This window comes from Oryzophilus luti (genome assembly GCF_059726245.1).
Genome location: NZ_AP040874.1, coordinates 770,857 through 795,669, shown reverse-complemented (window position 1 = coordinate 795,669; position 24,813 = coordinate 770,857). Strand labels below are relative to the sequence as shown.

The window sequence follows — 24,813 nt, the reverse complement described above, 5'->3', positions numbered from 1 at the left end:
TGGCCCCTGCCTTCGATCCATGTCGCGGACAGCGGCTACTGATCTCCGCGCTGCTTGCGCAGGTAGGCCGGAACGTCCAGGTCGTCCTGCTCGAACTCCGCCGACGGCGGCGTGTAGGGTGTTGGCGGCTGAGGCGGCTCCGGCACGCGCGGACGAACCTGCTGCGGCTGAGCTTGCGCCTGCGGCATGCTCCACGCACGCTGCGGCTCCGGCTCGCGGGCCATCGGCTCATGCGATATGGGCTGAGGCGCGGGAACAGGCTCCGGCGCTTCCTCGGTCTTCACGGCCTGGGCGGCCTCGCGCATCAGAACCTCACGCGCCGGCTCGGCTGCCGGCTCCGGCTCATCTTCCTGCACCTCATACGGACGATCCTCGCGCGGAATGATGGCGGGCTCCGACGCCGGACGGACAAAACGCGAGTGATCGAACGGCTGCGACTGCACGCTCTCTCGCATCTTCACCACGCTCTCATTGCGGAAGCCGGTGGCGATGACCGTGATCTTCACTTCGTCCTTCATCTTCTCGTCCAGCACCGCGCCGAAGATGATGTTGGCGTCCTCGTGCGCCGCGCTCTGGATGATCGTGGAGGCCTCGTTGACCTCCGCGAGCTTGAGCGAAGTGGAGCCGGTGATGTTGATGAGGATGCCGCGTGCGCCGTCGATGGCGCCAGCTTCCAGCAGCGGCGAAGCGATGGCGCGCTGCGCGGCCTCCATGGTGCGGCGCTCACCACGCCCGGAGGCGGTGCCCATCACGGCGTAGCCCATGCCGGCCATGATGGCCTTCACGTCGGCGAAGTCGCGGTTGATGATGCCGGGGATGGTGATGATGTCCGAGATGCCCTGCACGCCCTGACGGAGAATGTCGTCGGCCACGCGGAATGACTCGAAGAATCCCGCGTCCTGCGCCACCGCGAGCAGCTTCTCGTTCGGAATGACGATGACGGTATCGACAGCTTCGCTCAGCTTTGCCAGGCCGCGCTCGGCCTGCAGCATGCGGCGCTTGCCCTCGAAGGCAAACGGCTTGGTCACAACCGCAACCGTCAGCGCGCCCATGGTGCTGGCCAGCGAGGCAATGACCGGCGCTGCGCCGGTGCCGGTGCCGCCGCCGAGGCCGGTGGTCACAAAGACCATGTCCGCGCCTTCCAGCACCTCAAAGATCTTCTCTTCGTCTTCGAGCGCGGCCTTTTCGCCGACTTCGGGATTGGCTCCCGCGCCGAGGCCGTTGGTGAGCTTCACGCCGAGCTGTATCTTCACCGGCGCCTTGCTGAGCTGCAACGCCTGCAGGTCGGTGTTGGCCGCGATGAACTCCACGCCTTCCACGCCCGCGTCAATCATGCGGTTGACGGCGTTGCCGCCACCGCCGCCGACGCCGATGACCTTGATCTTGGCGTTGTTGCGTGGGTCTTCGTTGAACTGAATGCGAATGTCCTTGTCTTCCGCCATTGCTACCTCGCGAAATTCCTTTCGCACCGGGAGTGCCCCCGGAGAACTCTGCCGGTCCTACTCACCGCCGGACACATCGTCCGCGGCTCCGGTCTAAACTGTTTCGGCCCCGCCACGCGAAAACAATGCGCGCAGCCTTGCTCCAAGCCCCTGTTCTTCCCTGTTGCGCATCACGCGCATGCGGTGCGCGTAATACACCATGCCGATCGCGGTGGCGAACTCCGGCTCCTGCAATTCGGCGGGCATGCGGTTCATGCCCAGCGGAAGCCCCATCCGGCACGGCTTACGCAGCACGTCTTCGGCAATTTCCAGAATCGAGTGCAGTTTGGCGCCGCCGCCGGTGAAGACCACGCCCTGCCCCAGCAGGTCGTAAACGCCGGCCGAACGCAGGTTCTCCAGCAGCATCTCCATCAGTTCGCGCGCGCGCGGCTCGAGAATCTCCGCCAGCTTGCGCTGCGACATCAATCGCGACGGGCGCTCGCCAATCGACGGCACTTCAATCTCATTGGCTTCCGGAATGCCGAAGGCCACGGCGCAGCCGAACTGCCGCTTGATGCGCTCGGCTTCGCTCACCGGCGTGGGCAGCAGAGCCGCCACGTCGTTGGTAAAATGATCGCCGCCGATGGGCAGCACCGCCGTGTGTACGGCGGCCTCGGAGTAGCGCACCAGCACATTGGTCGATCCGGCACCGATATCCACCAGCGCCGCGCCATGCTCCTTCTCGTCGCTGGTCAGCACGGCATCACTGCACGCCAGGCCCTCGTAAATCTTGTCGCTCACCTGCACGCTCGCCTTGTTCACGGCGTTGACGATGGTCTGCGTGGCGCCCTGCGACGAGGTAATCAGGTGCAGGCGCACTTCCAGCGTGCGGCCCATCATGCCCTTGGGATCGCGGATGCCGGGCTGCTCGTCGAGAATGAAATCGGAATACAGCAGGTGCAGCAGCTCGCGGTCGTCCGGCAGCGAGACAATGCTGCGCGCCTTCTCCACCGCCATCTTCACATCGTCGCGGCTGATCTCTTTGGCGCGCGTGCCGAGGGTGACACCGCCCTGGCTGTTGACGGCGCGAATGTGCGGTCCGCTGACGCCGATGACGGCCGTGTCCAGCGAAGCTTCCGCCGTGCGTTCGGCTTCTTCCACCGCCGTCTGAATGGAACGAACGGTCTTCTCCAGATCCACGATGACGCCGCGGCGCGTGCCGCGGCATTCAGCCACGCCGTGTCCGCGATAGCGCAAACCAGCTTCGGTCGCCTCGGCCGCCAGCACCACGGTCTTCGCGCTGCCGATATCGATCACGGTGATAAGGTTTTGCGAGCGTTTTGCCATGTATGAATTGCTGCGCGCCGCGCCTGCCGCGCGTAACGCACATTATCTCCCCGCGCCTGTTCGCCCCCGGATGAAGCCTCATGCCATGCGGGTAACTCATTAGGTTCCCCCGCCGCCGGAGCGTCTTTGCGCGCCACATTCCATCTTCTCACGCGCGGCTTGTGAATATCTCACTCAAAACCCGGAGTGATGCAGCCACATTCCGCGCTGAGCAGGTGCGGCGTAGCTGCGCATGTGCTCAGCGAACAAGAATCGCGAAGCTGAATTTTCTTGTGCTGAAAAGCTACGGCGCGAGAGCAGATCAGTGCGTGGGCTTGTGCTTCTTGGCCGCGACAGCCTTCGCGTCCTTCTTGGCCTCTGCCTTATGCGCTACGGCCTTATGCTCGGGCTTGGCTTCCGGCTTCGGTGCTGCGGGCTTCTGCGCGGGCGTGGCGGAGTCAACCGGCACAGGCGTCTCCGTTGCGGTCGCGGCTGACTCAGGCGCAGCGCGATGATCCGGATTCACTACCAATTCCCCTTCGTAGCGGAGATCGACCGAATCCAGCCGTTGCACCTGCGCGCGAATCTCCTGCACCTTCGAAATGTAGAGCTTGTAGCGCTCGAGCCAGTGCTCGTGGCCAAGATGTATGAGCACGGCACCGTTGGAGTCGGCCACCGTGATCTGCGCATCGTCCGGATCGCTGACGTCCACTTCATTCACGTCGTGTGAATAATTGGCGCCGCCGGAATCGAGTTCCTTCATCAGCGCCATGTAGGTGCCGATGCGCGCCAGCCGCATGGAAAGCGGGTCATTCTCAGTCATGCCGAGGATGACCGGGAAGGAATAGACCTGCTTGTCGCTGGCGGAGATGTCCATCAACACGCCGTGCGCATCAATCAGCATCACGCGGCCATTCAGGTTCACCGAGGCCACCGGCGTGCGCTCCTTGACGATAACGCGCAGATGATTGGGGAGCAGCCGCATCACGGTCGCCGACTCCACCCACGGAATCGCCATCAGCTTGTGCCGGTTTTCCTCCAGCGAAATCCGGAAGATGTTGCGCCCGATATCGTCACCGGCAATGGCCGAAAGAATTTCCGCGCGCGAAACGTGCGCCGTGCCGTCGAGTTCAATGTTGTCGCTGGATTCAATGCGGAAGCGCGCCGCGCTCTTGGCATAGTGGGAAACGGCATAAACAGCGGCGGCGAAGATCAGCACTGCGGCCACGGCGGCAATAGCCAGCAGCACGCGTCCGCGAGTCTTCTTCGCCATGCCTCCGCGACGCACGGGTACGCGCTTTTGCGCGCGGAGGAATGGAGACTCCTCCTCCTCTTCGTCGTCGATGTCGAGCAGGCGCGCGTCCAGGGCAGACGAGTCCTCAGCCGTCCGCGTCGAGCGGCGACTGTCGTCACCCCCACGACGATAGAACTGGCCCTCGTCTTCAGGCTGATTGGGTTCTCGCGTGCGCGCCATGGTCCTCTGGCCCAACTATAACCGCTTTCACGGCGGCTGCGCGACCCTGAATTCCCGCGCAGGAAACCAGTTCGCCAAGGGGCGAGTCCGCTGGTGAAACTGCACAGGAAGCGGGGCGCTTCCATCTCGAATTGCGTCTTCGTCCGGCGTTTTCGGAGGCATTGCCAGCGTCCTCCGTGGAGCGGCTACCGCTCCTGCTTCAGCTTCTCCAGAATTCTGGGGCCAAGCTGCGAGACGCTTCCCGCGCCGAGCGTCATCACCAGATCGCCGGGCTTTACCTGCGCTACCACAGCATCAATGGCGGCCTCGAAGGAAGCCGCGAACTCCGCCGGAGCCTCGCCCACGCACTGAATCTTCTTCGAGAGCGCCAAGCCTGTGACGCCCGCAATGGGCTGCTCGCTGGCCGCGTAGATGTCGAGCACCAGCACGCGGTCTGCATCCACGAACGCCGAGGAGAACTCATCCATCAGCAGGTAGGTGCGCGTGTAACGGTGCGGCTGGAAGATGACGTGCACCCTGCCCCGCCCGGCGCACCATTGCTTGGCCGCCGCCAGCGTCGCCTTGATCTCCGTGGGGTGATGTCCGTAGTCGTCAATGACGGTAACACCCGCCTCGGTGCCCTTGATCTGGAAGCGGCGATCGACGCCGCGGAACTGTTCGAGGCCTTCGCGAATCTTCTCCGCCGGAATTTCCAACCCGATGCCGGTGGCGATGGCGGCCGTGGCGTTCAGCACGTTGTGGTGCCCCGGCACGTAGAGCTTGAATGCGCCGAGGTCTTCTCCCTGATAGAGCACGTGCCAATGCTGCTCCGCGCCGTGCTCGGCGGCCACGCTGGCAAGCTGCACAATGCGGAAGTCGGAGCCTTCACTCTCGCCGTAGGTGACCACGCGGCGACGCACGCGCGGCAGCACGCCGCGCAATAGCTCGTTGTCATGGCAGGCGACGACCGTGCCGTAGAACGGCACGCTATCCATGAACTCAACGAACGTGTCCTCCACATCGTCCATGTCGCGATAGGTGTCCATGTGCTCGCGGTCAATGTTGGTGACCACGCTCACGATGGGCGAAAGCTTCAGGAACGAGCGGTCGCTCTCGTCGGCCTCCGCCACCAGATACTGCGAGGTCCCCAGCCGTGCGTTGGAACCAAGAAAGTCCACGCGTCCGCCAACAACCACCGTCGGGTCCAGGCCACCGGCAGCGAGCACGGCGGCAACCATGCTGGTTGTCGTGGTTTTGCCATGCATGCCGGCCACGGCAATGCCGTACTTCAGGCGCATCAGTTCCGCCAGCATCTCCGCGCGCTGAATGACGGGCAGCTTGAGGCGGAAGGCCTCGGCCACCTCGGGATTCTGCTTGTTGATGGCCGAACTGGTGACGACGACTTCCGCGCCGTGCACGTTCTCCGCAGCGTGCCCGATGAAGATGGTGGCGCCCAGCTTGCGCAGGCGCTCGGTCACCGCCGATTCGCGCAGGTCCGAGCCGGAGACTCCGTAGCCAAGCGTGAGCAGCACCTCGGCGATACCGCTCATGCCGATTCCGCCAATGCCGACAAAATGTATGCGTTGAATGCGTGCAAACATAGACGTTTGCGATTGTACCGGAATTGCCGGGCGCGGCGCAGGCCGGAGCACGGCGGCCACATGACAGAAGAGGTTCTACGCCGGATTCGCGAAAGGCATCGCCACAGAGGAGCCGGACTTCTTGCCTAGCAATGAGAAGGACAGACACACTCACCGCGCCCGTGACCTACACCCGGTGCGAGTTCTCTTCCTCCGCCTCGGGCACCACGCCTTCCGGCAGCGAGCCGCCGTTGTAGTCGGCCAGTCGGTTCTTCCACTTCAGGTAGTCGGTGATGGTGGTGGGCTCAATGCGAACCTCGACGCGGCGCAGGCTCGCCAGCAGCAGGTTCATCTCGTTCATCAGGCCTTCGGGTTGGCGCAGCTTGCGCTTGCTCTTCACCGCCACGGTCACCTTGCGCTGGTAAACCTCAAGCAGCCCCCATCCGGCGGGCAACTCCGCAGCCTTGATCATCTCTTTTGGAGCGAGGAAGTAGCGTTCGCAGCCGAGCGCGATGGATGCGTCCGTGCGCCAGGGCTTGGCGGCATCGGCCAGGAAGTCCGCGCGGCTCACCTTGCACTCAATCACAATGGAGTGGCACTTGCCCTTCCAGCCGATGGCGTCCGGCATTTCGCCGCTGGAGCAGCCCTGCTCGCTGAGCACGATGCCGCACCGCGCACGCCGCAGCCATTCCGTCGCCAGCTCCACCAGTCGCGCGTGAGTCATAGAGTGTTTATCGCACGAAGCGGCGCACGGCGGAAGATGACCGCGAGGATGCGGGGCGTGTGGGGGCACGCAAGGATGGGCCGCAGCGAAGGTGATTGCAAGCGGTTAGCTGGCAGCCGGCATTTCCGCCGTGTCGTCTCCGAGCACGGCGCTCATCAGCGCTTCGGCGGTCGGGACCAGACGCGCGGCTTCGCGCAGCTCCGCCGGAAGCTCGGCGCGCACCGCCTCGGTGGCAATGAAGCTCTCATGCCCGTTGGTGCCGACGTAGTGGTCGCGCTGCATCACCTTCAGCACCGCCGCCCAGAATTCCGGTTCATTGCTGAAGCCGCGCAGACACAGGCTGGGAAGCGTGTTCAGGTCGTAGGCCGAGGGCGTCAGCTCCAGCGTGCAGAGCTGGCGGCCATATTGCAGTTGCCAAAGGTTGCTCTCCGCCTCTTCGGCGGAGACCGGCAGCAGCCCGCGCAACATCGCGCGGCGCACTCCACCGGAAAGATGGCCATTTACGTAGGAATCGAGATGTAAGACGAAGCTCATGCATCCTCCTTGGAGAATTGCACTGCTTGGGGCCGTGGGTCCCTTGCTGCGGACGCCCCGTGCACGAGCGTCCGCAGCGGTGAAACTATGTCGAGTAATCAGCGTTGATGTGCACGTACTCGGTGGTCAGGTCGCAGGTCAGGAAGGTCAGCGCGGACTTGCCGCGCCCAAGCTGCACGCGGATGTCATACTCGCGCTCCTTCATCAGTTCGTGCGCGGCGTTGGGGTCGAACTTGCCGACCATACCCGCCTTGCACACCTGCTGCCGGCCAATGTAGATGTTCACCTTCTCGGGCGCGACGTCGATGCCCGACTTGCCGACTGACGACAGGATGCGTCCCCAGTTGGGGTCGCATCCCGCCCACGCGGTCTTCACCAGCGGAGAGTTGGCGATGGAGCACGCAACCTGCCGCGCCTCCGCCACGCTCTTTGCCTGCTCAATATGCAGGCGGATGAGGTGCTTTGCACCCTCGCCGTCGCGGATGATCTGCGCGGCCAGCGATTGGCACACCTCGGTCAACGCCTGCTGGAACTTCTTGGCCACCTTGCCGAACTTGACGCCACTCTCACCGCTGGCGAGCAGCAGCACCGTGTCGTTCGTCGAGGTGTCCCCATCGACCGACATGGCGTTGAAGCTGACCTCGACGGCTGAGCGCAGCGCCTTGTCGAGCTGCGCGGGCGTCGCCTCCAGATCGGTAAAGACGTAGACCAGCATGGTCGCCAGGTTCGGATGAATCATGCCCGAGCCCTTGCAGGCAGCGGTGATGCGCACTTCGCGCTTGCCATCTTTCAGCACGGTGCTGGCAATCTTCACCTGCGTGTCGGTGGTCATAATGGCCTGCGCGAAGGTTCGGAAAGCCTCTTCGCCTTCTGCGCGCGCGGCAGCCAGTTGCGGCACTGCGGCGGTCACCTTCTCCACCGGCATCTGCACGCCGATGATGCCCGTCGACGACGGGAAGATGAATTCCGGCGCGGCTTCCAGCGCCTGCCCCAGCGCGGCACAGACAGCCTTGGCCGCCTTGATGCCCGGCTTGCCGGTGGCACAGTTGGCGTTGCCGCTGTTGACCACCACGGCGCGCACGCGGCCGGTGGTCTTCGCCAGGTTTTCCTTATCGACCGTGACCGGCGCGGCCACTACGCGGTTGCGCGTGTAGACCGCGGCGGCAGCGGCGCCCAGAGGGGCTTCCGCCAGCGCGAGGTCGGGCTTGCCGCTCGCCTTGATGCCTGCCGTAGCGGCGGCAAAAAGGTAGCCTCTCGGAATGAACAACGTTTGATCGGGTCCGTGTACAGTCATTTCTTCGGCTTGATCCGTTCTCTCAAAATTCTCAGTTCGGTCTCCACCGGGGCCTCCAGGAAGGCGACGTGCGGCAGTTCGCCGCGATACATCGCCACTTCGTCACAGGCCTCCAGTTTCGGACAGTTTACGCAATCCTTGTAAATCTTGTCGGGCAGTTCGTTGCGGTCCACTTCCTTGAATCCGAAATGGGCAAAGAACTCCGGCACGCGCGTGAACAGGCAGACGCATCCGACCGAATGCCGGCGCGCCTCCTCGATCAGCGCATTCAGCAGCAGCCCGCCGCCGCCCTTGCGCGAAGCGCTCGGCTTCACGCAGATGGAACGCACCTCGGCGAGATGCACCCCGTACAGGTGCAACGCGCCGCAACCGAAGACACCGCTTTCGTCCTCGACCACCACAAAGTCGCGCACGTTCTCACACAGCTCCGCGACGTCGCGGGGAATCAGGTCTCCGTTCGCCTGCGAGTAGTTGCGGATCAACTCGTAAATTGCCGGAACATCCGGCAAAAGGGCCCTACGCACCTGCATCGACAGCTCCCTTGAGTTTCGCAACCCGCTCGGCCGTGCGCCCGAGCGCCGCAGCCACCTGTTTGCGCGCGGTGCCGCCCAACACATCGTGGCAATCGAGCACGGCCTCCACGGTAATCGCCGCGTAGAAGTCCTGCTCGAACTCCGGCGCAATCGCCTTCAGCTCGGCCAGCGGAAGGTCGCGCAACTCGCAACCCTTTTCGATGCCCGAACGAACCGCCGCGCCGATAATTTCATGCGCATGGCGGAACGGCACGCCCTTTGACGAGAGATACGTGGCGGCAGCCATCGCGTCCATGTAGCCCGTAGTCGCGGCCTTGGCCATGCGGTCGAAGTTGAAGGTGACGGCACGCATAAAGCCCGTGGCCACCGTCAGCATCATCTTCACCGTCGAGGCCACTTCAAAGACAGGCTCCTGCGTCTCCTGCATGTCTTTGTTGTAAGCCAGCGCCAGGCCCTTCACGGTCACAAGCAACTGCTGCGCCGCACCAATCACGCGCCCGGCCTTGCCTCGGATCAGCTCGAGCGAATCCGGGTTCTGCTTCTGCGGCATCGCGCTCGAACCGGTGGAATAGCTCTCCGGCAGGCTGATGAATCCGTATTCAAGCGTGGAGAACAGGATGAACTCCTCCGCCCAGCGGCTCAGGTGCACGGCAACAATCGACAGCACCTGTGCGAACTCGATGGCGAAATCGCGGTCGCTGGTGGAATCCATGCTGTTCGGCGTGGGAGCCGTAAACTTCAACTCGCGCGCAACCGATTCGCGGTCGAGCTTGAGCGTAGCGCCGGCAATCGCGCCGGAACCAAGCGGGCAATAGTTCAGCCGCGCGCGGCAATCCTGCAGGCGCGAAGCATCGCGCAGGAACATCTCGCAGTAAGCCAGCAGCCAATGTGCGGCCAGCACAGGCTCGGCGCGCTGCAGGTGCGTATACGACGGCATGGGCGCTTCGCCCGCCTGCTTCGCACGCTCCACAATCACGCCGCACAGCTCCGCCAGTTGCGCCACCAGCGTGTCGCAATTTGCGCGCACAAACAGGCGCAGGTCGGTCGCAATCTGCTCGTTGCGGCTGCGGCCGGTGTGGAGCTTCTTGCCGGTCTCGCCAATGGCGGCAACCAGTTGCTTCTCCACAAAATGGTGAACGTCTTCCGCCTCGTCGTCGACGAGGGTTTCACCGGCATGGCTGCCAATCGCGGCCAGGCCGGAGAGGATGGAGCGCAACTCATCCTCGGAAAGCACGCCAGCGGCGAACAACGCTTTCGCGTGTGCGCCGCTGGCCGCTATTTCCTGGGCGAGCAGGCGCTGGTCAAACGGAAACGACCGTTGCCAGCGCTCGAACTCGGCGTTGAGCGGTTCGCGGAACCGCCCGGACCACATCTTCACTTCGTGACCCCTTGCTTGGCCTTGGCGATGACACGCGCACGCGCGGGCAGCGCAAGGATTTTAATGAAGCCTTCGGCGTCCTTCTGGTCGTAGCTTTCGCCCATGGTGAACGACGACAGGTCAGTGTTGAACAGCGAGAAGTCCGACTTGCGGGTTGCGATGCCGATGTTGCCCTTGTAGAGCGCCAGCTTGATGCTGCCGGTCACGTGCTCCTCGGTCTTGTCGACAAACGCATCGAGCGACTCGCGCAGCGGCGTGAACCACAGGCCGTTGTAGACAATCTCGGCGTACTTGAGCGCGATGTGCTGCTTGAAGTGTGCGACCTCGCGGTCGAGGCAGAGCGCTTCCAGCTCACGCAGCGCGAACAGCAGCAGCGTGCCACCCGGCGTCTCATAGGCGCCGCGCGACTTCATGCCGACGAAGCGGTTCTCCACCAGGTCGATGCGGCCGATGGCGTTGCGTCCGCCAATCTCATTCAGCACGGCCACAATCTCGTGCGCCGGCAGCTTCTTGCCGTTCACCGAAACCGGAGTTCCATCCACGAAGCCGATTTCGACTTCCTCAACCGCATCCGGCGCGGTCTTGGGGGAGTTGGAAATCTGCCAGGTGGTGTCCAGCGGCGGATTCGCCGGGTCTTCCAGCTCGCCGCCTTCATGCGAAAGGTGCCACAGGTTCTTGTCGCGCGAGTGAATCTTGGTCTTGCTGGCGGTGATGGGAATGTTGCGCTTTTCGGCGTAGTCGATGCAGTCTTCGCGCGACTTCAGGTCCCACTCGCGCCACGGAGCGATGATCTTCAACTGCGGAGCAATGGCCTGGAAGGCATGCTCAAAGCGAACCTGGTCGTTGCCCTTGCCGGTGCAGCCGTGCGCCAGCGCGTCCGCGCCTTCCTCGAGCGCGATCTGCACCTGGTACTTGGCGATGATGGGGCGCGCCAGCGAGGTGCCGAGCATGTACTTGTGCTCGTAAACGGCTCCTGCACGCAGTGCCTTCCACACGTATTCGGTACAGAACTCCTCGCGCAGGTCCTTCACCACAACCTTGGAGGCTCCGGTCTTGATGGCCTTTTCCGCCACGGCCTGCATGTCATCGCCCTGGCCCACGTCGGCCACAAAAGCGATCACTTCGGAACCGTAGTTCTCCTTGAGCCACGGGATGATGATGGAGGTATCGAGGCCTCCCGAATAAGCGAGAACGACTTTATTAGACATTTACACTCCTTGCGTGCGGCCTTGGCCGCCCATCAGCGACAGCATGATGGCTTTTTGAATATGCAGGCGATTTTCCGCCTGATCGAAAACCACGGAAGCGGGCGAATCGATCACCGCCGCATCCACTTCTTCTCCACGATGCGCGGGCAGGCAATGCATGAACAGCGCGCCCTCGGCCGCGTGAGACATGAGAGTTGGGTTCACCTGGAACGGCAGGAAGATGCCGCGGCGCTCTTCCGCCTCGTCTTCCTGGCCCATGCTGGCCCACACGTCGGTATAAACCGCGTTGGAGCCCGCCACGGCCTCGGCCGGATCATGGAAGACAGCGACGCTGCCGCCGGTGGTGCTGGCAATGGCCTTGGCGCGCGCCAGCAGCAACTGGTTCGGCTCAAACCCCTGCGGCGTGCCGATGCGGATGTGACTGCCCAGCGAAGCTGCGGCCAGCATCAGCGAGTGCGCCATGTTGTTGCCACCGTCACCCACGTAGCTGAGCGTCACGTGGTGCAGATCGCCGAGGTGCTCGGTGAGCGTGAAGTAGTCGGCCAACGCCTGGCACGGATGCTCAAGGTCGCTGAGCGCATTGATGACCGGGATGGAGGCGTTCTCCGCCATGCCCGTCACGGTGCCGTGCTCGAAGGTGCGCAGCACAATGCCGTTGACCCAGCGTTCCAGATTGTGCGCCACGTCGCTGAGCGGCTCACGCGCGCCCAGGCGACTCGCCGTCTGGTCAAAGAAGTACGACTGCCCGCCGAGCTGCCCCATGCCGGCTTCAAACGTAATGCGCGTGCGCAGTGACGGCTTCTCAAAGAACAGGACAATCTGCTTGCCCTTCAGCGCCGTGTTGAACGCCTCCGGACGCGCCTTCAGGCGCGCGCACAGGCCGAGCAGTTCGCGATGCTCCTGCGGCGAAAGGTCTGTGATCGAAACCATATCGCGCGCCCGCGGGGCGGTGTATTCCGTGTGAAACTCAGGCACGCACGTCTCCTCCATTGGAGTTGTGGCCATGTGGTCCTCCTGCTTCTTCATTTGCGCCCACGCGGTGCTGCCTTTTTGGAGCCTCCGGCGAGGGCCTTAGGAGCGTCGCCGGTGTGCGCGGAGGAGGACAGTGCTTCATCGAGAGCTGCGACAACTTCTTCCACCTGCCGCTTGGTCACAATGAACGGCGGCAGGAACCGCAGCGTTGTCTCGTGCGTGCGGTTGATGATGATTCCCTTGGCAAGCAGGTCCTTCACAACCTGCTTCGCGAGATCGGCTGAATCGAGTTCGACGCCAGCCATCAGGCCCGCGCCGCGCACGTCCACAATCGAGCCGTGGCGCGCGTCGAGCCGGTGCAGCAAGGTCAGAAAGTGGTTGCCCACCTCCTTCACATGCGCCAGTACCTTCTCCTTCTTCATTACGTCGAGCACGGTGAGCGCGGTGGCGCAGGCCAGCGGGCCTCCGCCGAATGTGGTGCCGTGCATGCCCGGATGAATGGACTCAGCCACCGCGGCGTTCACTAGAATTGCGCCCATCGGCAGACCGTTGGCGATCGGCTTGGCCAGGGTCACGATGTCCGGCTGAATCTTGAAGTGCTGGAACGCGAACCACTTTCCGGTGCGGCCCAGACCGCACTGGATCTCGTCGGCCAGCAGCAGCGCGCCGTGCTTGGTCGCCAGTTCGCGCGCGGCCTTGATGAACTCCGCGCTGACCGGATGAACGCCGCCCTCGCCCTGCACGGGCTCCAGGCAGATGGCGCAGATCGAGTCGTCAAACTGCTTCTTCAGATCCTCGACGTCGTTGAACTTCGCAAACTTCACGCCCGGCATCACCGGCTCGAATGGGTCGCGATACTTTTTGGTGTGCGTCGTGGCCACCGCGCCGAAGGTGCGTCCGTGGAACGAGTGCTCGAGGGCCAGGAAGCGGAACTTCTTGTTGCCCTTCGCCGTGGCGTAGGCGCGGGCGAACTTCAGCGCGCCCTCCCAGGCTTCCGCGCCGCTGTTGCAGAAGAACGCGCGATCCATGCCGCTGATCTTCACCAGTTCCTTGGCCAGCATGCCCTGGTACGGGTGGAAGAACAGGTTCGACGTGTGCAGCAGCTTCCCTGCCTGCTCGCGAATCGTTCTGGTCACCGCCGGATGCGCGTAGCCCAGCGCGTTCACGCCGATGCCGCTCAGAAAATCAAGGTACTTCTTTCCGTCCGCGTCATAAACGTACGGGCCCTTGCCGTGCGTCAGCAGCACCGGATTGCGGTCATAGGTGTGCAACACAAATTGCGATTCCAGCTTCTGAACTTGCGCGAGCTTCACGACGCCATTACCTCCGTCCCAGATTCAATCTTCGAGTAGTAAAACTCCGGCAGCGTCGAGGCTTCGGCGGCCGGCAGAATACGCACGCGGCCCACGCCCGAGCGCAATGCGTCCTGGCAGGCCTGCAACTTTGGCAGCATGCCGCCCCGGATCACCGAGGTCTCAACCAGCTGCGCAATCTCGCTGACGGCCAGCCACCGGATCACCGAACCGTCGGCGCCCTTCACCCCGGCCACGTCGGTCAGGAAGATGAGCGCATCGGCCTTGCAGCCCGTGGCGCAGGCCGAAGCCATCTGGTCGGCGTTCACGTTGTAGTATTCGCCGTCGGAGCCGAGCGCAATGCTCGACATGACAGGAATGCCGCCGTTGGCCCAGACCGCTTCGATCCACTTCGGATCGACCGCGCTGATCTCGCCCACGAAGCCAAGGTCGCCATCCGCCGTCTGCTTCTTGCGCGCCAGGAAGCCGAAACCATCACCACCGCAAAGGCCGACCGCAGGCTTACCCTCGGCCGCAATGGCTGCGACCAGTTGCTTGTTCACCAGTCCGCCGAGCACCATCAGCGCCAAGTCGCGGGTCTCCGCGTCGGTCACGCGCAGTCCGTTGACGAACTCCGACTTCTTGCCAACCTGCGTAAGCATGCGCGTCAACGCCGCTCCGCCGCCATGCACCACCACAACCTTGTGGCCTTCGGCCGCAAGCTCGCTGACGGCGTGTGCGCACTTCTTGCGCAGCGTGAGATCCTCAAGCGCCGCGCCGCCAATCTTCACCACAAGTTTCACTGCAATCCCTCCCGTTCATCCCAGCCCTGCATCACATTCAGGTTCTGGAGCGCCTGCCCCGCCGCGCCCTTCAACAGATTGTCCAGGCAACTGACGAGCACAAGCCGCTTGCTGTCTGCGGCAAGCGTGAACCCCACATCGCAAAAATTCGTATGCACCGAGTACTGAATCTGCGGCAGGGCGCCCGGCGCAAACACGCGCACCCACCTGGCATCCGCATAAAAGCTGCGGAAAATCTCATGCACCGCCGCGGCCGTCGAGGGCTGCTTCAGGCGCAGATAAATCGTGGAAAGAATGCCGCGCGGAATCGGCAGCAGATGCGGCGTAAACGTCACGTCCTCCGCCTTCAGTCCCGTCTGCTCCAGAATCTCGCCGGTGTGCCGGTGCCCGAAGACGCTGTACGCCGAAAGATTGTCGGCCGCCTCACAGAAGTGCGTCTTCTGCGTCGGCTTTTTGCCCGCGCCGGAAACACCCGACTTTGCGTCGCAGATGATGCCGTGCTCTTCGTTAATCACGCCGGCGCGAGCCAGCGGCGTCAGCGCACAGATGATCGATGTGGCGTAGCAGCCGGGGTTTGCCACCAGCCGCGCCTTGCGGATCTCCTCGCGATGCAGTTCCGGCAGCCCGTACACTGCCTCGGCGTCGAGCTTCGCGGCCAGCGCCGCATCCTTATCGGCAAAGCCGTACACCGCGCGATGCGCCGCGCTCTTCAGCCGCCACGCGCCGCTCAGATCGATGATGCGGAAGCGGTTTGCCATCGGATGCATCAGCAGCTCGCGCGAAAGCTCATGCGGCGTCGCCAGAAAGAGCACGTCGATTCCACGCTCGGCCAGCAGTTCAAAGCTGAACGGCTCCATCGGCAGGTCTTCATGCGCCAACTGCGGGTAGATCGTGCTCAACTGCGCCTGCGCAGCGGCCTCGCGGGTTAGCACCAGCGGACGCGCCAGCTTCGAGTGCCGCAGCAACAGCCGCGTCAGCTCAAACCCTGCATAGCCCGTGGCGCCCAGCACCGCCGTCTTCAATTTCTTCTCACTCACGCCTGCATACTCCTCACGCGCACGGCAATGCGCTGCGCGCTGCGGCGGTTCTGCGAAATCACAAGGATCGTGTCGTCGCCGCCGACGGTGCCCACGATCTCCGGCCAGCCCTCGGCGTCGATGGCAGCCGCCACCGGCTGCGCCGAGCCGGCTGAGGTCTTGATGACCAACAGGTTCTGCGCCAGGCGCACTTCGCGGACGAAACCGCGGATGAGCCGCAGCGCCGCCGGCAGCACCAGGTCGGAAGCCACTTCCCCGTGCGCCACCGCGTAGCCGTCGGAGTTCTTCACCAGCCCCAGTTCGCGGATATCGCGCGAAAGCGTCGCCTGCGTCACATCGCACCCGCGCTTCAACAACAGGCGGCGGAGCTGCTCCTGGTTGGAGACGGTCTCCTGCTTCACGAGTTCGAGGATCAGGCTCTGGCGTGACAATTTGGTCATAAGTAAAGCGCTGCCCCGGGGGCAGCGCCTCCTATACAGCATATTAATGCATAAACATGAATAATTATGCAGCACGCATTATGCACGCGTCAACCCAAACGGCCAACAAACCTGTGGAAAGCTCGCAGAAAATTAAAGGGCGGCGCTGAGCGCCGCCCCGAGTAATGAAATACCCAGTGTTTACGCGGCTTCGGCGCTCTTCTCCCGCTTGCTGGATTTCACCAGCAAAGCGAGCATGTAACCCACCGTCGCCAGGCCGCCGACAAACAGGATTAAGAAGATGGCGATGACGCCCACCTGAGGCTGAACATGCAGCGCATCGAGGTGCGCGTAGTTCGCCAGGTAGGAGGCCCGCAGCAGATGGCGCAGGCCAACCATCGAGGCCAGCGTGATCACCATCATGCCGAAACCGGCGTTGACCATCTTCGTCGGACGCTCGGCCATGGCGCCCACCATCATGCAGACCACGGCGGCGATCACCGCCAGCAGCCCGAGGCCGAGTACCGCACCAGCAGCGGGATCACGCATGAAAGCCAGCACGATTTCGCGCGGAATGCTGAGCAACAGCCACAGCCCGAGCAGGAACTGGAGTCCGCTGCAGATGGCGAATACCGCCGCTCCCTTGCGAACCATCCAGCGTCCGTACTCGAAGTCCTTCTTGAGGGTGCGCATGCCCATGTGCGCCAGAATGGCGGAGAACACGGCCACCGCGCCGTTCATGATGTGCAGGTAACGCGGCCACAGCAGAGGCTCGCCCAGGTTCAGGTTCCAGCCATTCGGGTGCGCGCGGTACATCTCAAGCCAGCGCGAGGGCACGAGCATCAGCGTCATGTTGTTGCTGTAGATGAAGCCGACACAGAGCAGAATGAGCACGCTGCACAGGGCCACAACACCGGTCGTGCTGGAACCGCGCTCCACGGTGTTCGCCGTGTAGTAGTAGCCGTAGTAGGCCAGCATCACCAGCGGAATCACCGCCAGCCACAGCGAGCCGATAAGGATGGAGCTGGCATACAAGAAGTTGCCGAACAGCACCTGCACAAACAGCAGCGCCGCCACGCCCAGCGTGACCGTGAAGGCCAGCAGCACGGGCAGCATCTTGGCCAGCTCTTTGGCCAGCCGCTGCGAGTACGGATGCGCGGCGTTGCGTCCGCGGAAGTAGTTCCACACCGTCCACAACCCGCCGCCCACCGCGGCGTTCATGGCCAGCACGTGCAGGGTGAAAGTGACCAGCAACAGCGCGGTAAACAACCACACCGGGCCGGGCAGCGGCATAACGTCAACTCTGGGAACCTGTGCCATTACTTCACCCCCGGGAGGCGCACTTCGGTCTTCTCTTTCACCGTCAGCGGACGGTTGGCCTCGTGCGCAATGTATTCCGCCAGCGCCTGCGCCTGATCGTCCGGCGCGGTGAACTTCGGCATGTTGGGACTCATGGAATCGAGCACCGGGAACATGGCGCTCACCTGCTCGGCCTGCGCGTTTTCAAACGCTCCGCGCAGCGGCCGAACCTTACCGTTGATGGTGTGGCAGTGTCCGCAGCGGATGGCGAAGACCTGCTCGCCGACCGCCATTTTGTTGGCCGGAGTGATTGCGCCAAAGTTCACCGGCGCATTCAGCGAGGCCAAGTACCTGCCCAGCGCGGCGCGGTCCTCGTCATTACCGGCAAAGCGCGGCATGGCTCCGCGCAGCATGTGGATGTGCGAGACCATGTCGGCGGCAAAGTCGGCGTCCCAGCCCACCACGCGCGCCTTCATGCTGCGGTAGCCGGTCACGCCGTGGCAGCTTGAGCATTGCAGAACGAACAGGTCGTGTCCGTAGCGTTCATCCTTGGCGGAGTCGCTGATGAGGAAATTGGCCGTCTGGCGAACGCCCGCCTTGCTGATGGCATCGATGTCGGCGGCGCGCAGGTCGTTGGCGTAGATGTAGTCGGTCACCACCCACGGCTTGCGGACGAACTCGCGCATGTATTCACCAGCGCCCATGTAGCCGAGCGCGCAAACGATCATCACCACCATCACCGGCACGTTCATCCAGCGAGGCTTGAGGACGGCGAAGATCAACGCCAGCAGCAACACCACCGCGCCAAAGCCCACGCCGCCGCGCATTCCATGCAGGATTGCCACCGAGTTGGCGGAGACCGCCGTTGCTTTGGCCAGCGCCGGAACCTTGGCGAAGTACCACCACAGGCCCAGCGGCATCACCACGGAACCGGCGACGATCCACAGTCCGGCCCAGCGCACAATGCGCTCGCGCGCCGCGCTGCGGCCCACCGTCACCAGGCCCCACACACCGGCCAGCAGTGCGCACATGGCGCTGCGTACCACCAGCGAGGGCCAGTAGGTCGGGTTGAAGAAGCCGTCCCAGAAGTTGTGCGTCTGCGTCCACTGGCCCGGCGTGAGCATGAAGGTGATGATGCCGTTGATGACGACCAGGCTCATGTAGGCAGCAATGAAGTATATCCAGCCGACGATCAGGTGCGAGCGGGCATCGAGTTTGTCCCACGCCTTGGCGTAGATGATGGCCGCCGCAATCTCGACGAAGAAGAAAACCCACTCGATGGCCCATCCCCAGACGAAGCTGTGAATGAGGGTCGAGGTGCCTTCCGGACTCACCAGGCCGATGGTGAACCAGATGCCGACGCCGCTCAGCGCGCCGAAGACGAGCGTGAGCAGGGCGAAAAAGTTGGAGTGGCGGCGCACGTACGCCAGCAGCGCATCATCACTGCGCTTGCGCGCCTGATGCTCGGTGACCACCAGGAACGCGCCCCCGCCCACCGCAAAGTGCGAGACGAAGACGTGCAGAATGGCCACCACCGCAATCAGCATGCCGCCCGGAAAGCCGAGCTGCCATACGGGATAGTTCAAAGGAGTGCTCCTGAATTCAGGCTTGCCGATCTATACTCCGCCGCTGACGCCAAGCCGCGAGGGCAGCGCGAAGCAAGCGGTCTTGCGAATGATTTCTCGACCACATGATAAAGCCTGACGACGCTCTGGCAAGCGGTCGCTCAAGGTTTCACCAAGATTTTTCGTGAAAAAACACGAAGCCCCGCATCTTCCAATCCAGTGGAACATGCGGGGCTTCAATTTCGCGCGCGGCGCAAGAGAGCCACGCCCGTTGGAAACTCTACTTGCCGAAGAAGGCGGCGTTCTTGGCGGCAAATTCCTTTTTGTCTTCCGGCAGTTCGTCAGCCGGAAAAATCGAGCTGGTCGGGCACGCTGCGCTGCACGCGCCGCAGTCCAGGCACTCCTCGGGGTTGATGAAAAGCTGTGTGGTGGTCTGGTAGGCCGGATCGGAAGGATCGGGGCCGATGCTGCCGTTGGGGCAGGAATCAAAACAAAGGTTGTCCTTCACACAGCTGTCAGTGATCACGTATGCCATCTTTGTCTCCTCGCGGGCCCGTTCCCTGTCTGCGGACCTCGTCGCCCTCTGGGGCCTTCAGCAATCAGCCTAACAATGGCCGCACACACAGGCCGTGACCTATGTCACTCACCGGTTGTGATGTGCTTCACCGGCCATCTCCGACAGTTCTTGTCGTATTTCCGCCGCACTTTTGCCCTGTTCGCGCAGCGCGCGCAGACTCAAGGCGTCGCAGCGCTTGGCCAGCCGCTCGCCATGCTCATCGCGCACCAACCCGCAGTGGTAATAGGCGGGCGTGGGCAGCCCGAGCGCCCGTTGCAGCAGCAGTTGGCGCGCCGTGGAACGCAGCAGGTCCTCGCCGCGCACAACTTCCGTAATCTTCATCGACGCATCGTCAACCACCACCGCAAGCTGATACGAGGGCACGTCATCGCGGCGCCACACCACAAAGTCGCCAAAGTCCTCGCCCGCGATAAACGTCTGCGCTCCGAGCCGCACGTCGGTAAAGCGGATGCGCTCTCCGTCCGGCACGCGGAAGCGCCAGTTCACGCCCGCCGGAGACTCCGCGTCGAGATACCTGCCCCGGCAGGTGCCTGGATAGATCGGCTCATCGTCGGCGTCATGCGGCGCGCGCGCCGAATTCGCAAGGTCTTTGCGCGAGCAGGTACAGGGGTAGATGAATCCGCCTGCCAGCAGCTTGCGCCACGCGCTTCGGTAGAACTCGCGACGTTCGCTTTGCCGGTAAGGCGCGCAAGGACCGCCCACGTCGGGGCCTTCCTGCCATTCGATGCCGAGCCAGTGCAGGTCCTCCAGCATGGCCTGTGCGTAGTCCGGACGCGAGCGCTGCGGGTCCAGGTCTTCGTCGCGCATCACCAGCGTGCCCCCGGCGGCGCGGCACCGCTCATAGGCCGTCCAGAAGGTGTGCGCGTGGCCCAGGTGCAGCAGCCCGGTCGGCGACGGCGCCAGCCTGCCCCGGTATGGCGAAGTATCCATAAGTGAACGATTGTACTGTGCCGGAATTGACTCGCGCTCGCCGCCGTTCGCGGGCATACTTATAGGCCGTGAGCACCACACAGGATTGGAACAGCTTCGGACGCACGAACGCCATGGAGAAATGGCGCCGCCAGTCGGCCATGATGGGCGTGGAGTTGACGCGCACGCTGGTGCGCGTGGCTGCGCCTCGTCAGGGCATGCACATTCTCGATGTGGCGTGCGGCAGCGGCGAGCCCGCCATCTCGCTGGCCACCGAGCTGGAGCCCGGCGGCGAAGTCGTTGGCATAGACATCTCCGCCGACCCGCTGGAAGTGGCCCGCGGACGCGCCGCCGAACGCGACCTGCACAACGTGCGCTTTGAGCAGATGAACGCGCTCGCGCTCAGCTTTCCGGACGCTTCGTTCGACCTCGTCACCTGCCGCCTCGGGCTCATGTTCCTGCCCGACGTCCCCAAGGCTCTCGCCGGCTTCCACCGCGTGCTCAAGCCCGGCGGACGCGTGGCCTTTGCCTGCTGGGGCCCCTTCGAGCAGCCTTACTTCGACAGCACCGCCGGTGTGGTACAACGCATGTTCCACAATGCGGAGTTGCCCGAGGCCGCGCGCAAGATGTTCCAGTTCGGCGCCGTCGGACGCCTGCGCGACATGCTCGCCGCCGCCGGGTTCACCGCGATTGAAGAGCAGATGCACACCGTGCCCTGGACGTGGTTCGGCACCCCCGCGCAGTTCTGGGAGTACTTCCAGTCGGTGACCATTCCGCTACGCGAGTTGCTGGCGCTGGGCACCGAGCAGCAGCGCGCCGAACGCGACCGCCAGGTGCTGGAGGCGCTCGAGCGCCACTATGACGGCCAGAAGATTCCCTTCACCGGCACCTTCAACCTGACCACGGCGTTCAACAGCTAACAGCTCCGCCTCCCGAATGTCATTCCGAGCGAAGCCTGTGCACGCGCCCGCGTGCGCAGCCGCAGTCGAGGAACCTTTTGTATTCCCCGGAAAATTCGTGCACTTCAAAACACAAGGTGTTGCGACTTCGCGCGGCTTCCGCCACGCTTCGCTCAACATGACATTTCCAGGGGATGGCACAGTTGATGCCTGCGCACGCGAAAAAGGGCTGCCCGCAGGCAGCCCTTCGCATTCCGAGTGAAACTCGCTTACTTCTTCTTCGGGCGATACATGTCGGTCGAGGTGCCGTAGAACATCTCGGCGGCCTCCATGATGGTCTCGCTCAGCGTCGGGTGCGGGTGGATGGTGTGCGCCACGTCGTAGGCGGTCGAGGCCATTTCAATGGCGTGCACAATCCCGGCAATCATCTCGCCCGCGCCGGGGCCGACAACCGCTCCGCCCAGCACGCGCTCCGTCTTCCTGTCGATGATCAGCTTGGTCAGTCCCTCGGTGCGATCCAAGGTCACCGCGCGTCCGCTGGCTGCCCACGGGAACTTCAGGATCTCAACGTCGAGGTTCTTCGCCTCGGCCTCGGCGGTCGTCAGGCCCGCCCATGCAATTTCCGGATCGGTGAAGACCACGGCTGGAATCGCCGCAGGCTCAAAGGCCACCTTGTGTCCCGCAATGTGCTCTACGGCCACGCGGCCCTGGTGCGCGGCCTTGTGCGCCAGCATCGGGTCGCCGGCCACGTCGCCAATGGCGTAAATCGTGGGGTCGGCGGTCTGCGCCTGCGCGTTCACGTCAATGAAGCCGCGCTGGTTGACCGTGACCTTCGTGTTCTCCAGCCCCGGAATCTTCGAGTTCGGGCGGCGACCCACGGAGACAAGCACGCGGTCGTAGACCTTCTCTTTCTCCTTCACGTCGGCGCCCTCAAACGTGACGCGCACGCCGTTCAATTCGTCCTTCAGCGAGGTGACCGAGGTGTTCAGCATGATGGCCTCGAATGACTTGGCCAGCCGCTTCTGCAACGGAGCCACCAGGTCGCGGTCCGCGCCCGGCAGCAGTGCCGGAGTCATTTCCACCACGCTCACCTTCGTGCCCAGCGCGGCGTAAACCGAGCCAAGCTCCAGCCCGATGTACCCGCCGCCGACCACCAGCAGCGTCTTCGGAACCTCCTGCATGGCGAGCGCGCCGGTCGAATCCCAGATGCGCGGCGAGGCGGTCTTCAGCGGCCCCGGACGTGCCGGCTCCGATCCGGTGGCGATGATGATCTTGTCGAACGTGAGCGTCTCTTCGCCGCCCGCCGTCTTCTCCACCTTCAAGGTCGTCGAGTTCACAAAGCTCGCGCGGCCCTGCACGAACTTCACCTTGCGCGCCTTGGCAATCTGGCCCAGGCCGCCGGTCAGCTTGGTGACCACGCCTTCCTTGAAGCCGCGCAGCTTTGCCACGTCAATCTTCGGCTCGGCAAATTCCACGCCCCACGACGCCGCGTGCTTCGACTCCTCAATCAGCGCCGCCACATGCAGCAGCGCCTTCGAGGGAATGCATCCACGGTACAGGCACACGCCGCCCGGATGCTTCTCAAGGTCAATCAGCGTCACCGTCATGCCGAGGTCCGCAGCCAGAAACGCCGCCGCATAGCCGCCCGGCCCGCCACCAATCACCGCTACGTTCAAGTTCGTGTCAGACATGTCTTGTTCCCAGTTCCTCGTTCCCAGTTCCCAGTGATTCACGACTGGGTGGAATGTAAATTCGGCTTCGCGCAGTCAACATCTGCGTGGTTCAAAGCTCTTAATCCCTAATCCCTAGCCCCTAAACCCTGCGTCTCTATCCTTGCACACTCAGCAGGAAGGGCTGCTCCAGGGCCTCCACCACCCAGCGCACAAAGCGCGCGGCGTCGGCGCCGTCGATGATGCGGTGGTCGTAGCTGAGCGAGAGCGGCAGCATCAGCCGCGGCTCAAACGCCTTGCCCGTCCACAGCGGCTCAATGCGGCTGCGCGACATGCCCAGGATGGCGACCTCCGGGTGGTTGACGATCGGCGTGAAGGCCGTGCCGCCAATGCCGCCCAGGTTCGTGATGGTGAACGTGCCGCCTTCCATGTCCGCCGGGGTCAGCTTCTTGTCGCGAGCCTTCCGGCTGATCGTCGCCAGCTCGGCCGCCAGTTCCACAATGTTCTTGTGGTCCACGTCGCGGATGACCGGCACCAGCAGGCCGCGGTCGGTATCGACCGCCACGCCGATGTTGACGTAGCGCTTGTAGATGATCTCCTCGCGCTTCATGTCAATCGAGGCGTTGAACTGCGGGAAGGTCTTCAGCGCCGAAGCCACGACCTTCAGCGCAATGGCCGTCATCGTCATCTTGCCGCCCGCCAGCTCGGCCTTGGGTGCAAAGCGCTTGCGCAGTTCCTCCAACTCGGTCACGTCGGCCTTGTCGTGCTGCGTCACATGCGGAATGATGTTCCACGCCTGCGCCAGGTGCTCGGCCGTCTTGCGGCGCACGGCACGCAGGGAGACCTTCTCAATCGCGCCCCACTTGGAGAAGTCCGGAAGCTCCGGCTCCACGCGGCCTGCAACAACCGCAGGCGCAGCCGCCACCGGCGTCGTGATGATGGCCTTGGCGTAGGCCTTTACGTCGGCCTCGGAGATGCGTCCGCCGGGGCCGCTGCCCTTCACCTCGTAGATGTCGATGCCCAACTCACGCGCCAGACGGCGCACCGTCGGCGAGGCCGCCACCGGCGTGCGGTGCTCGGCGCCGGCGTCCTTGGTGAGCTGCGGCGGAATCGGCGGATGCACCGGCGCGGGCGGAGCGTCGGTGGGGAACGCCTGATGCTCGGCCTTGCCCTCCACCACGCGCGCCGCATGGTACATCTCGCGCGCGATGCTGGTGCTGCTGGCGTCGTGTGCCGGAGTGATGGCCGGAGCCGACTTCTGCACCGGCTCAATGGACGCGCCTTCAAGGGTCAGCACCACGTCACCTACACGCAGCTTCTGGCCCTGCTTCACCTTCACGTCGCTGACCTTGCCGCTGACAGTCGACGGCACCTCAATGACGGCCTTGTCGGTCTCCAACTCCAGCACGGTCTGGCCTTCGCGGATGGTATCGCCCGGCTGCACGGCCACGCGAACCACGTCGCCGGTCTCAAGGTTCTCGCCCAATTCAGGCAGCAGAAACTGCGTGGAACCCAATAGCGTGGGAGCAGAACTTAAAGTAGAGGTTGCAGCCGCGGGAGCCGCAGTTCTTTCCGGCGCGGCAACTGGCGCAGCGGCCTGCGCAACAGGCACGTCTTCTTGCTTTGGGGCCGGCGGCTCAACGGCAGGCGCAGCCGCGCTGCCCTCATAGGTGAATACCACGTCGCCCACGCGCAGCTTCTGGCCCTGCTTGGCGTGAATCTCTTTCACCGTGCCCTCAACGCTGGCGGGCACTTCAATTACAGCCTTGTCGGTTTCCAGCTCCAGCACCGTCTGGCCGTTCTTCACGGCCTCGCCCGGTGCAACGGCCACGCGCACCACGTCGCCGGTTTCAATGTTCTCGCCCAACTCGGGCAGCTTGAATTCGGATGCCACAGGATGTCCCTTTCAGCAGTGCATGT

The 24,813-nt window shown here is 63.7% G+C and carries 22 protein-coding genes; 1 reads left to right on the top strand and 21 read right to left on the bottom strand.

The features are described 5' to 3' along the window. Nucleotides 1-35: 35 nt before the first annotated feature. From ftsZ to gluQRS, 19 genes are all read right to left on the bottom strand, one after another. On the bottom strand, nucleotides 36-1,442 hold the full coding sequence (ftsZ, locus tag AC6IZO_RS03440; protein ID WP_497808036.1) for a cell division protein FtsZ: 1,407 nt from the start codon (nucleotides 1,440-1,442) through the stop codon (nucleotides 36-38). A 93-nt stretch (nucleotides 1,443-1,535) separates the two neighbouring features. After that, on the bottom strand, nucleotides 1,536-2,768 hold the full coding sequence (gene ftsA / locus AC6IZO_RS03435; RefSeq protein WP_497808034.1) for a cell division protein FtsA: 1,233 nt from the start codon (nucleotides 2,766-2,768) through the stop codon (nucleotides 1,536-1,538). A 301-nt stretch (nucleotides 2,769-3,069) separates the two neighbouring features. Continuing rightward, nucleotides 3,070-4,221, bottom strand: coding sequence for a cell division protein FtsQ/DivIB (locus tag AC6IZO_RS03430; RefSeq protein WP_497808032.1), 1,152 nt, complete (start codon nucleotides 4,219-4,221; stop codon nucleotides 3,070-3,072). Nucleotides 4,222-4,406: 185 nt separating this feature from the next. Next, nucleotides 4,407-5,801 carry a UDP-N-acetylmuramate--L-alanine ligase gene (gene murC / locus AC6IZO_RS03425; protein WP_497808030.1) on the bottom strand — a complete coding sequence of 465 codons (1,395 nt, stop codon included), beginning with the start codon at nucleotides 5,799-5,801 and terminating at the stop codon, nucleotides 4,407-4,409. Nucleotides 5,802-5,967: 166 nt separating this feature from the next. Beyond that, nucleotides 5,968-6,504 carry a hypothetical protein gene (locus AC6IZO_RS03420; protein ID WP_497808028.1) on the bottom strand — a complete coding sequence of 179 codons (537 nt, stop codon included), beginning with the start codon at nucleotides 6,502-6,504 and terminating at the stop codon, nucleotides 5,968-5,970. Nucleotides 6,505-6,609: 105 nt separating this feature from the next. Further along, complete coding sequence (locus tag AC6IZO_RS03415; protein WP_497808026.1) at nucleotides 6,610-7,038, bottom strand: hypothetical protein; 429 nt, start codon at nucleotides 7,036-7,038, stop codon at nucleotides 6,610-6,612. An 85-nt stretch (nucleotides 7,039-7,123) separates the two neighbouring features. Continuing rightward, the gene (gene argJ / locus AC6IZO_RS03410; RefSeq protein WP_497808024.1) at nucleotides 7,124-8,332 is read right to left on the bottom strand and encodes a bifunctional glutamate N-acetyltransferase/amino-acid acetyltransferase ArgJ; all 1,209 of its coding nucleotides are present in this window, start codon (nucleotides 8,330-8,332) and stop codon (nucleotides 7,124-7,126) included. Then, nucleotides 8,329-8,862 carry an N-acetyltransferase gene (locus tag AC6IZO_RS03405; protein WP_497808022.1) on the bottom strand — a complete coding sequence of 178 codons (534 nt, stop codon included), beginning with the start codon at nucleotides 8,860-8,862 and terminating at the stop codon, nucleotides 8,329-8,331. The genes argJ and AC6IZO_RS03405 overlap by 4 nt, the downstream gene beginning before the upstream one ends. Beyond that, the gene (gene argH, locus AC6IZO_RS03400; RefSeq protein ID WP_497809918.1) at nucleotides 8,849-10,237 is read right to left on the bottom strand and encodes an argininosuccinate lyase; all 1,389 of its coding nucleotides are present in this window, start codon (nucleotides 10,235-10,237) and stop codon (nucleotides 8,849-8,851) included. Before argH ends, AC6IZO_RS03405 begins: the two co-directional genes overlap by 14 nt. A gap of 2 nt (nucleotides 10,238-10,239) precedes the next feature. After that, nucleotides 10,240-11,451 carry an argininosuccinate synthase gene (locus AC6IZO_RS03395; protein ID WP_497808020.1) on the bottom strand — a complete coding sequence of 404 codons (1,212 nt, stop codon included), beginning with the start codon at nucleotides 11,449-11,451 and terminating at the stop codon, nucleotides 10,240-10,242. Then, nucleotides 11,452-12,456 carry an ornithine carbamoyltransferase gene (gene argF / locus AC6IZO_RS03390; RefSeq protein WP_497808018.1) on the bottom strand — a complete coding sequence of 335 codons (1,005 nt, stop codon included), beginning with the start codon at nucleotides 12,454-12,456 and terminating at the stop codon, nucleotides 11,452-11,454. 17 nt (nucleotides 12,457-12,473) lie between these two features. Then, entirely contained in the window at nucleotides 12,474-13,736 is a 1,263-nt protein-coding gene (locus AC6IZO_RS03385) for an aspartate aminotransferase family protein (protein WP_497808016.1), read from the bottom strand. Then, the gene (argB, locus tag AC6IZO_RS03380; protein WP_497808014.1) at nucleotides 13,733-14,518 is read right to left on the bottom strand and encodes an acetylglutamate kinase; all 786 of its coding nucleotides are present in this window, start codon (nucleotides 14,516-14,518) and stop codon (nucleotides 13,733-13,735) included. Before argB ends, AC6IZO_RS03385 begins: the two co-directional genes overlap by 4 nt. Beyond that, nucleotides 14,515-15,555, bottom strand: coding sequence for an N-acetyl-gamma-glutamyl-phosphate reductase (gene argC, locus AC6IZO_RS03375; protein ID WP_497808012.1), 1,041 nt, complete (start codon nucleotides 15,553-15,555; stop codon nucleotides 14,515-14,517). The genes argB and argC overlap by 4 nt, the downstream gene beginning before the upstream one ends. Continuing rightward, nucleotides 15,552-15,995, bottom strand: coding sequence for an arginine repressor (locus AC6IZO_RS03370; protein WP_497808010.1), 444 nt, complete (start codon nucleotides 15,993-15,995; stop codon nucleotides 15,552-15,554). The genes argC and AC6IZO_RS03370 overlap by 4 nt, the downstream gene beginning before the upstream one ends. Before the next feature lie 180 nt (nucleotides 15,996-16,175). Continuing rightward, nucleotides 16,176-17,294: a hypothetical protein gene (locus tag AC6IZO_RS03365; RefSeq protein WP_497808008.1), complete on the bottom strand. Its 1,119-nt coding sequence runs from the start codon at nucleotides 17,292-17,294 to the stop codon at nucleotides 16,176-16,178. After that, a complete protein-coding gene (locus AC6IZO_RS03360; RefSeq protein WP_497808006.1) occupies nucleotides 17,294-18,859 on the bottom strand; it encodes a c-type cytochrome in 1,566 nt (521 codons plus the stop codon). Before AC6IZO_RS03360 ends, AC6IZO_RS03365 begins: the two co-directional genes overlap by 1 nt. A gap of 259 nt (nucleotides 18,860-19,118) precedes the next feature. Continuing rightward, nucleotides 19,119-19,373 (bottom strand): 4Fe-4S dicluster domain-containing protein, encoded by a 255-nt coding sequence (locus AC6IZO_RS03355; protein ID WP_497808004.1) that lies wholly within the window; start codon nucleotides 19,371-19,373, stop codon nucleotides 19,119-19,121. A gap of 108 nt (nucleotides 19,374-19,481) precedes the next feature. After that, the gene (gene gluQRS, locus AC6IZO_RS03350) at nucleotides 19,482-20,345 is read right to left on the bottom strand and encodes a tRNA glutamyl-Q(34) synthetase GluQRS (protein WP_497808002.1); all 864 of its coding nucleotides are present in this window, start codon (nucleotides 20,343-20,345) and stop codon (nucleotides 19,482-19,484) included. Nucleotides 20,346-20,413: 68 nt separating this feature from the next. Between gluQRS and AC6IZO_RS03345 the strand changes: the two genes are divergently transcribed. Continuing rightward, on the top strand, nucleotides 20,414-21,244 hold the full coding sequence (locus tag AC6IZO_RS03345) for a methyltransferase domain-containing protein (protein ID WP_497808000.1): 831 nt from the start codon (nucleotides 20,414-20,416) through the stop codon (nucleotides 21,242-21,244). Between the two features lie 248 nt (nucleotides 21,245-21,492). Here AC6IZO_RS03345 and lpdA read toward each other — a convergent pair whose 3' ends face one another. Then, on the bottom strand, nucleotides 21,493-22,914 hold the full coding sequence (lpdA, locus tag AC6IZO_RS03340) for a dihydrolipoyl dehydrogenase (RefSeq protein ID WP_497807998.1): 1,422 nt from the start codon (nucleotides 22,912-22,914) through the stop codon (nucleotides 21,493-21,495). Between the two features lie 136 nt (nucleotides 22,915-23,050). Next, a complete protein-coding gene (locus tag AC6IZO_RS03335) occupies nucleotides 23,051-24,787 on the bottom strand; it encodes a 2-oxo acid dehydrogenase subunit E2 (protein ID WP_497807996.1) in 1,737 nt (578 codons plus the stop codon). Nucleotides 24,788-24,813 lie beyond the last annotated feature (26 nt).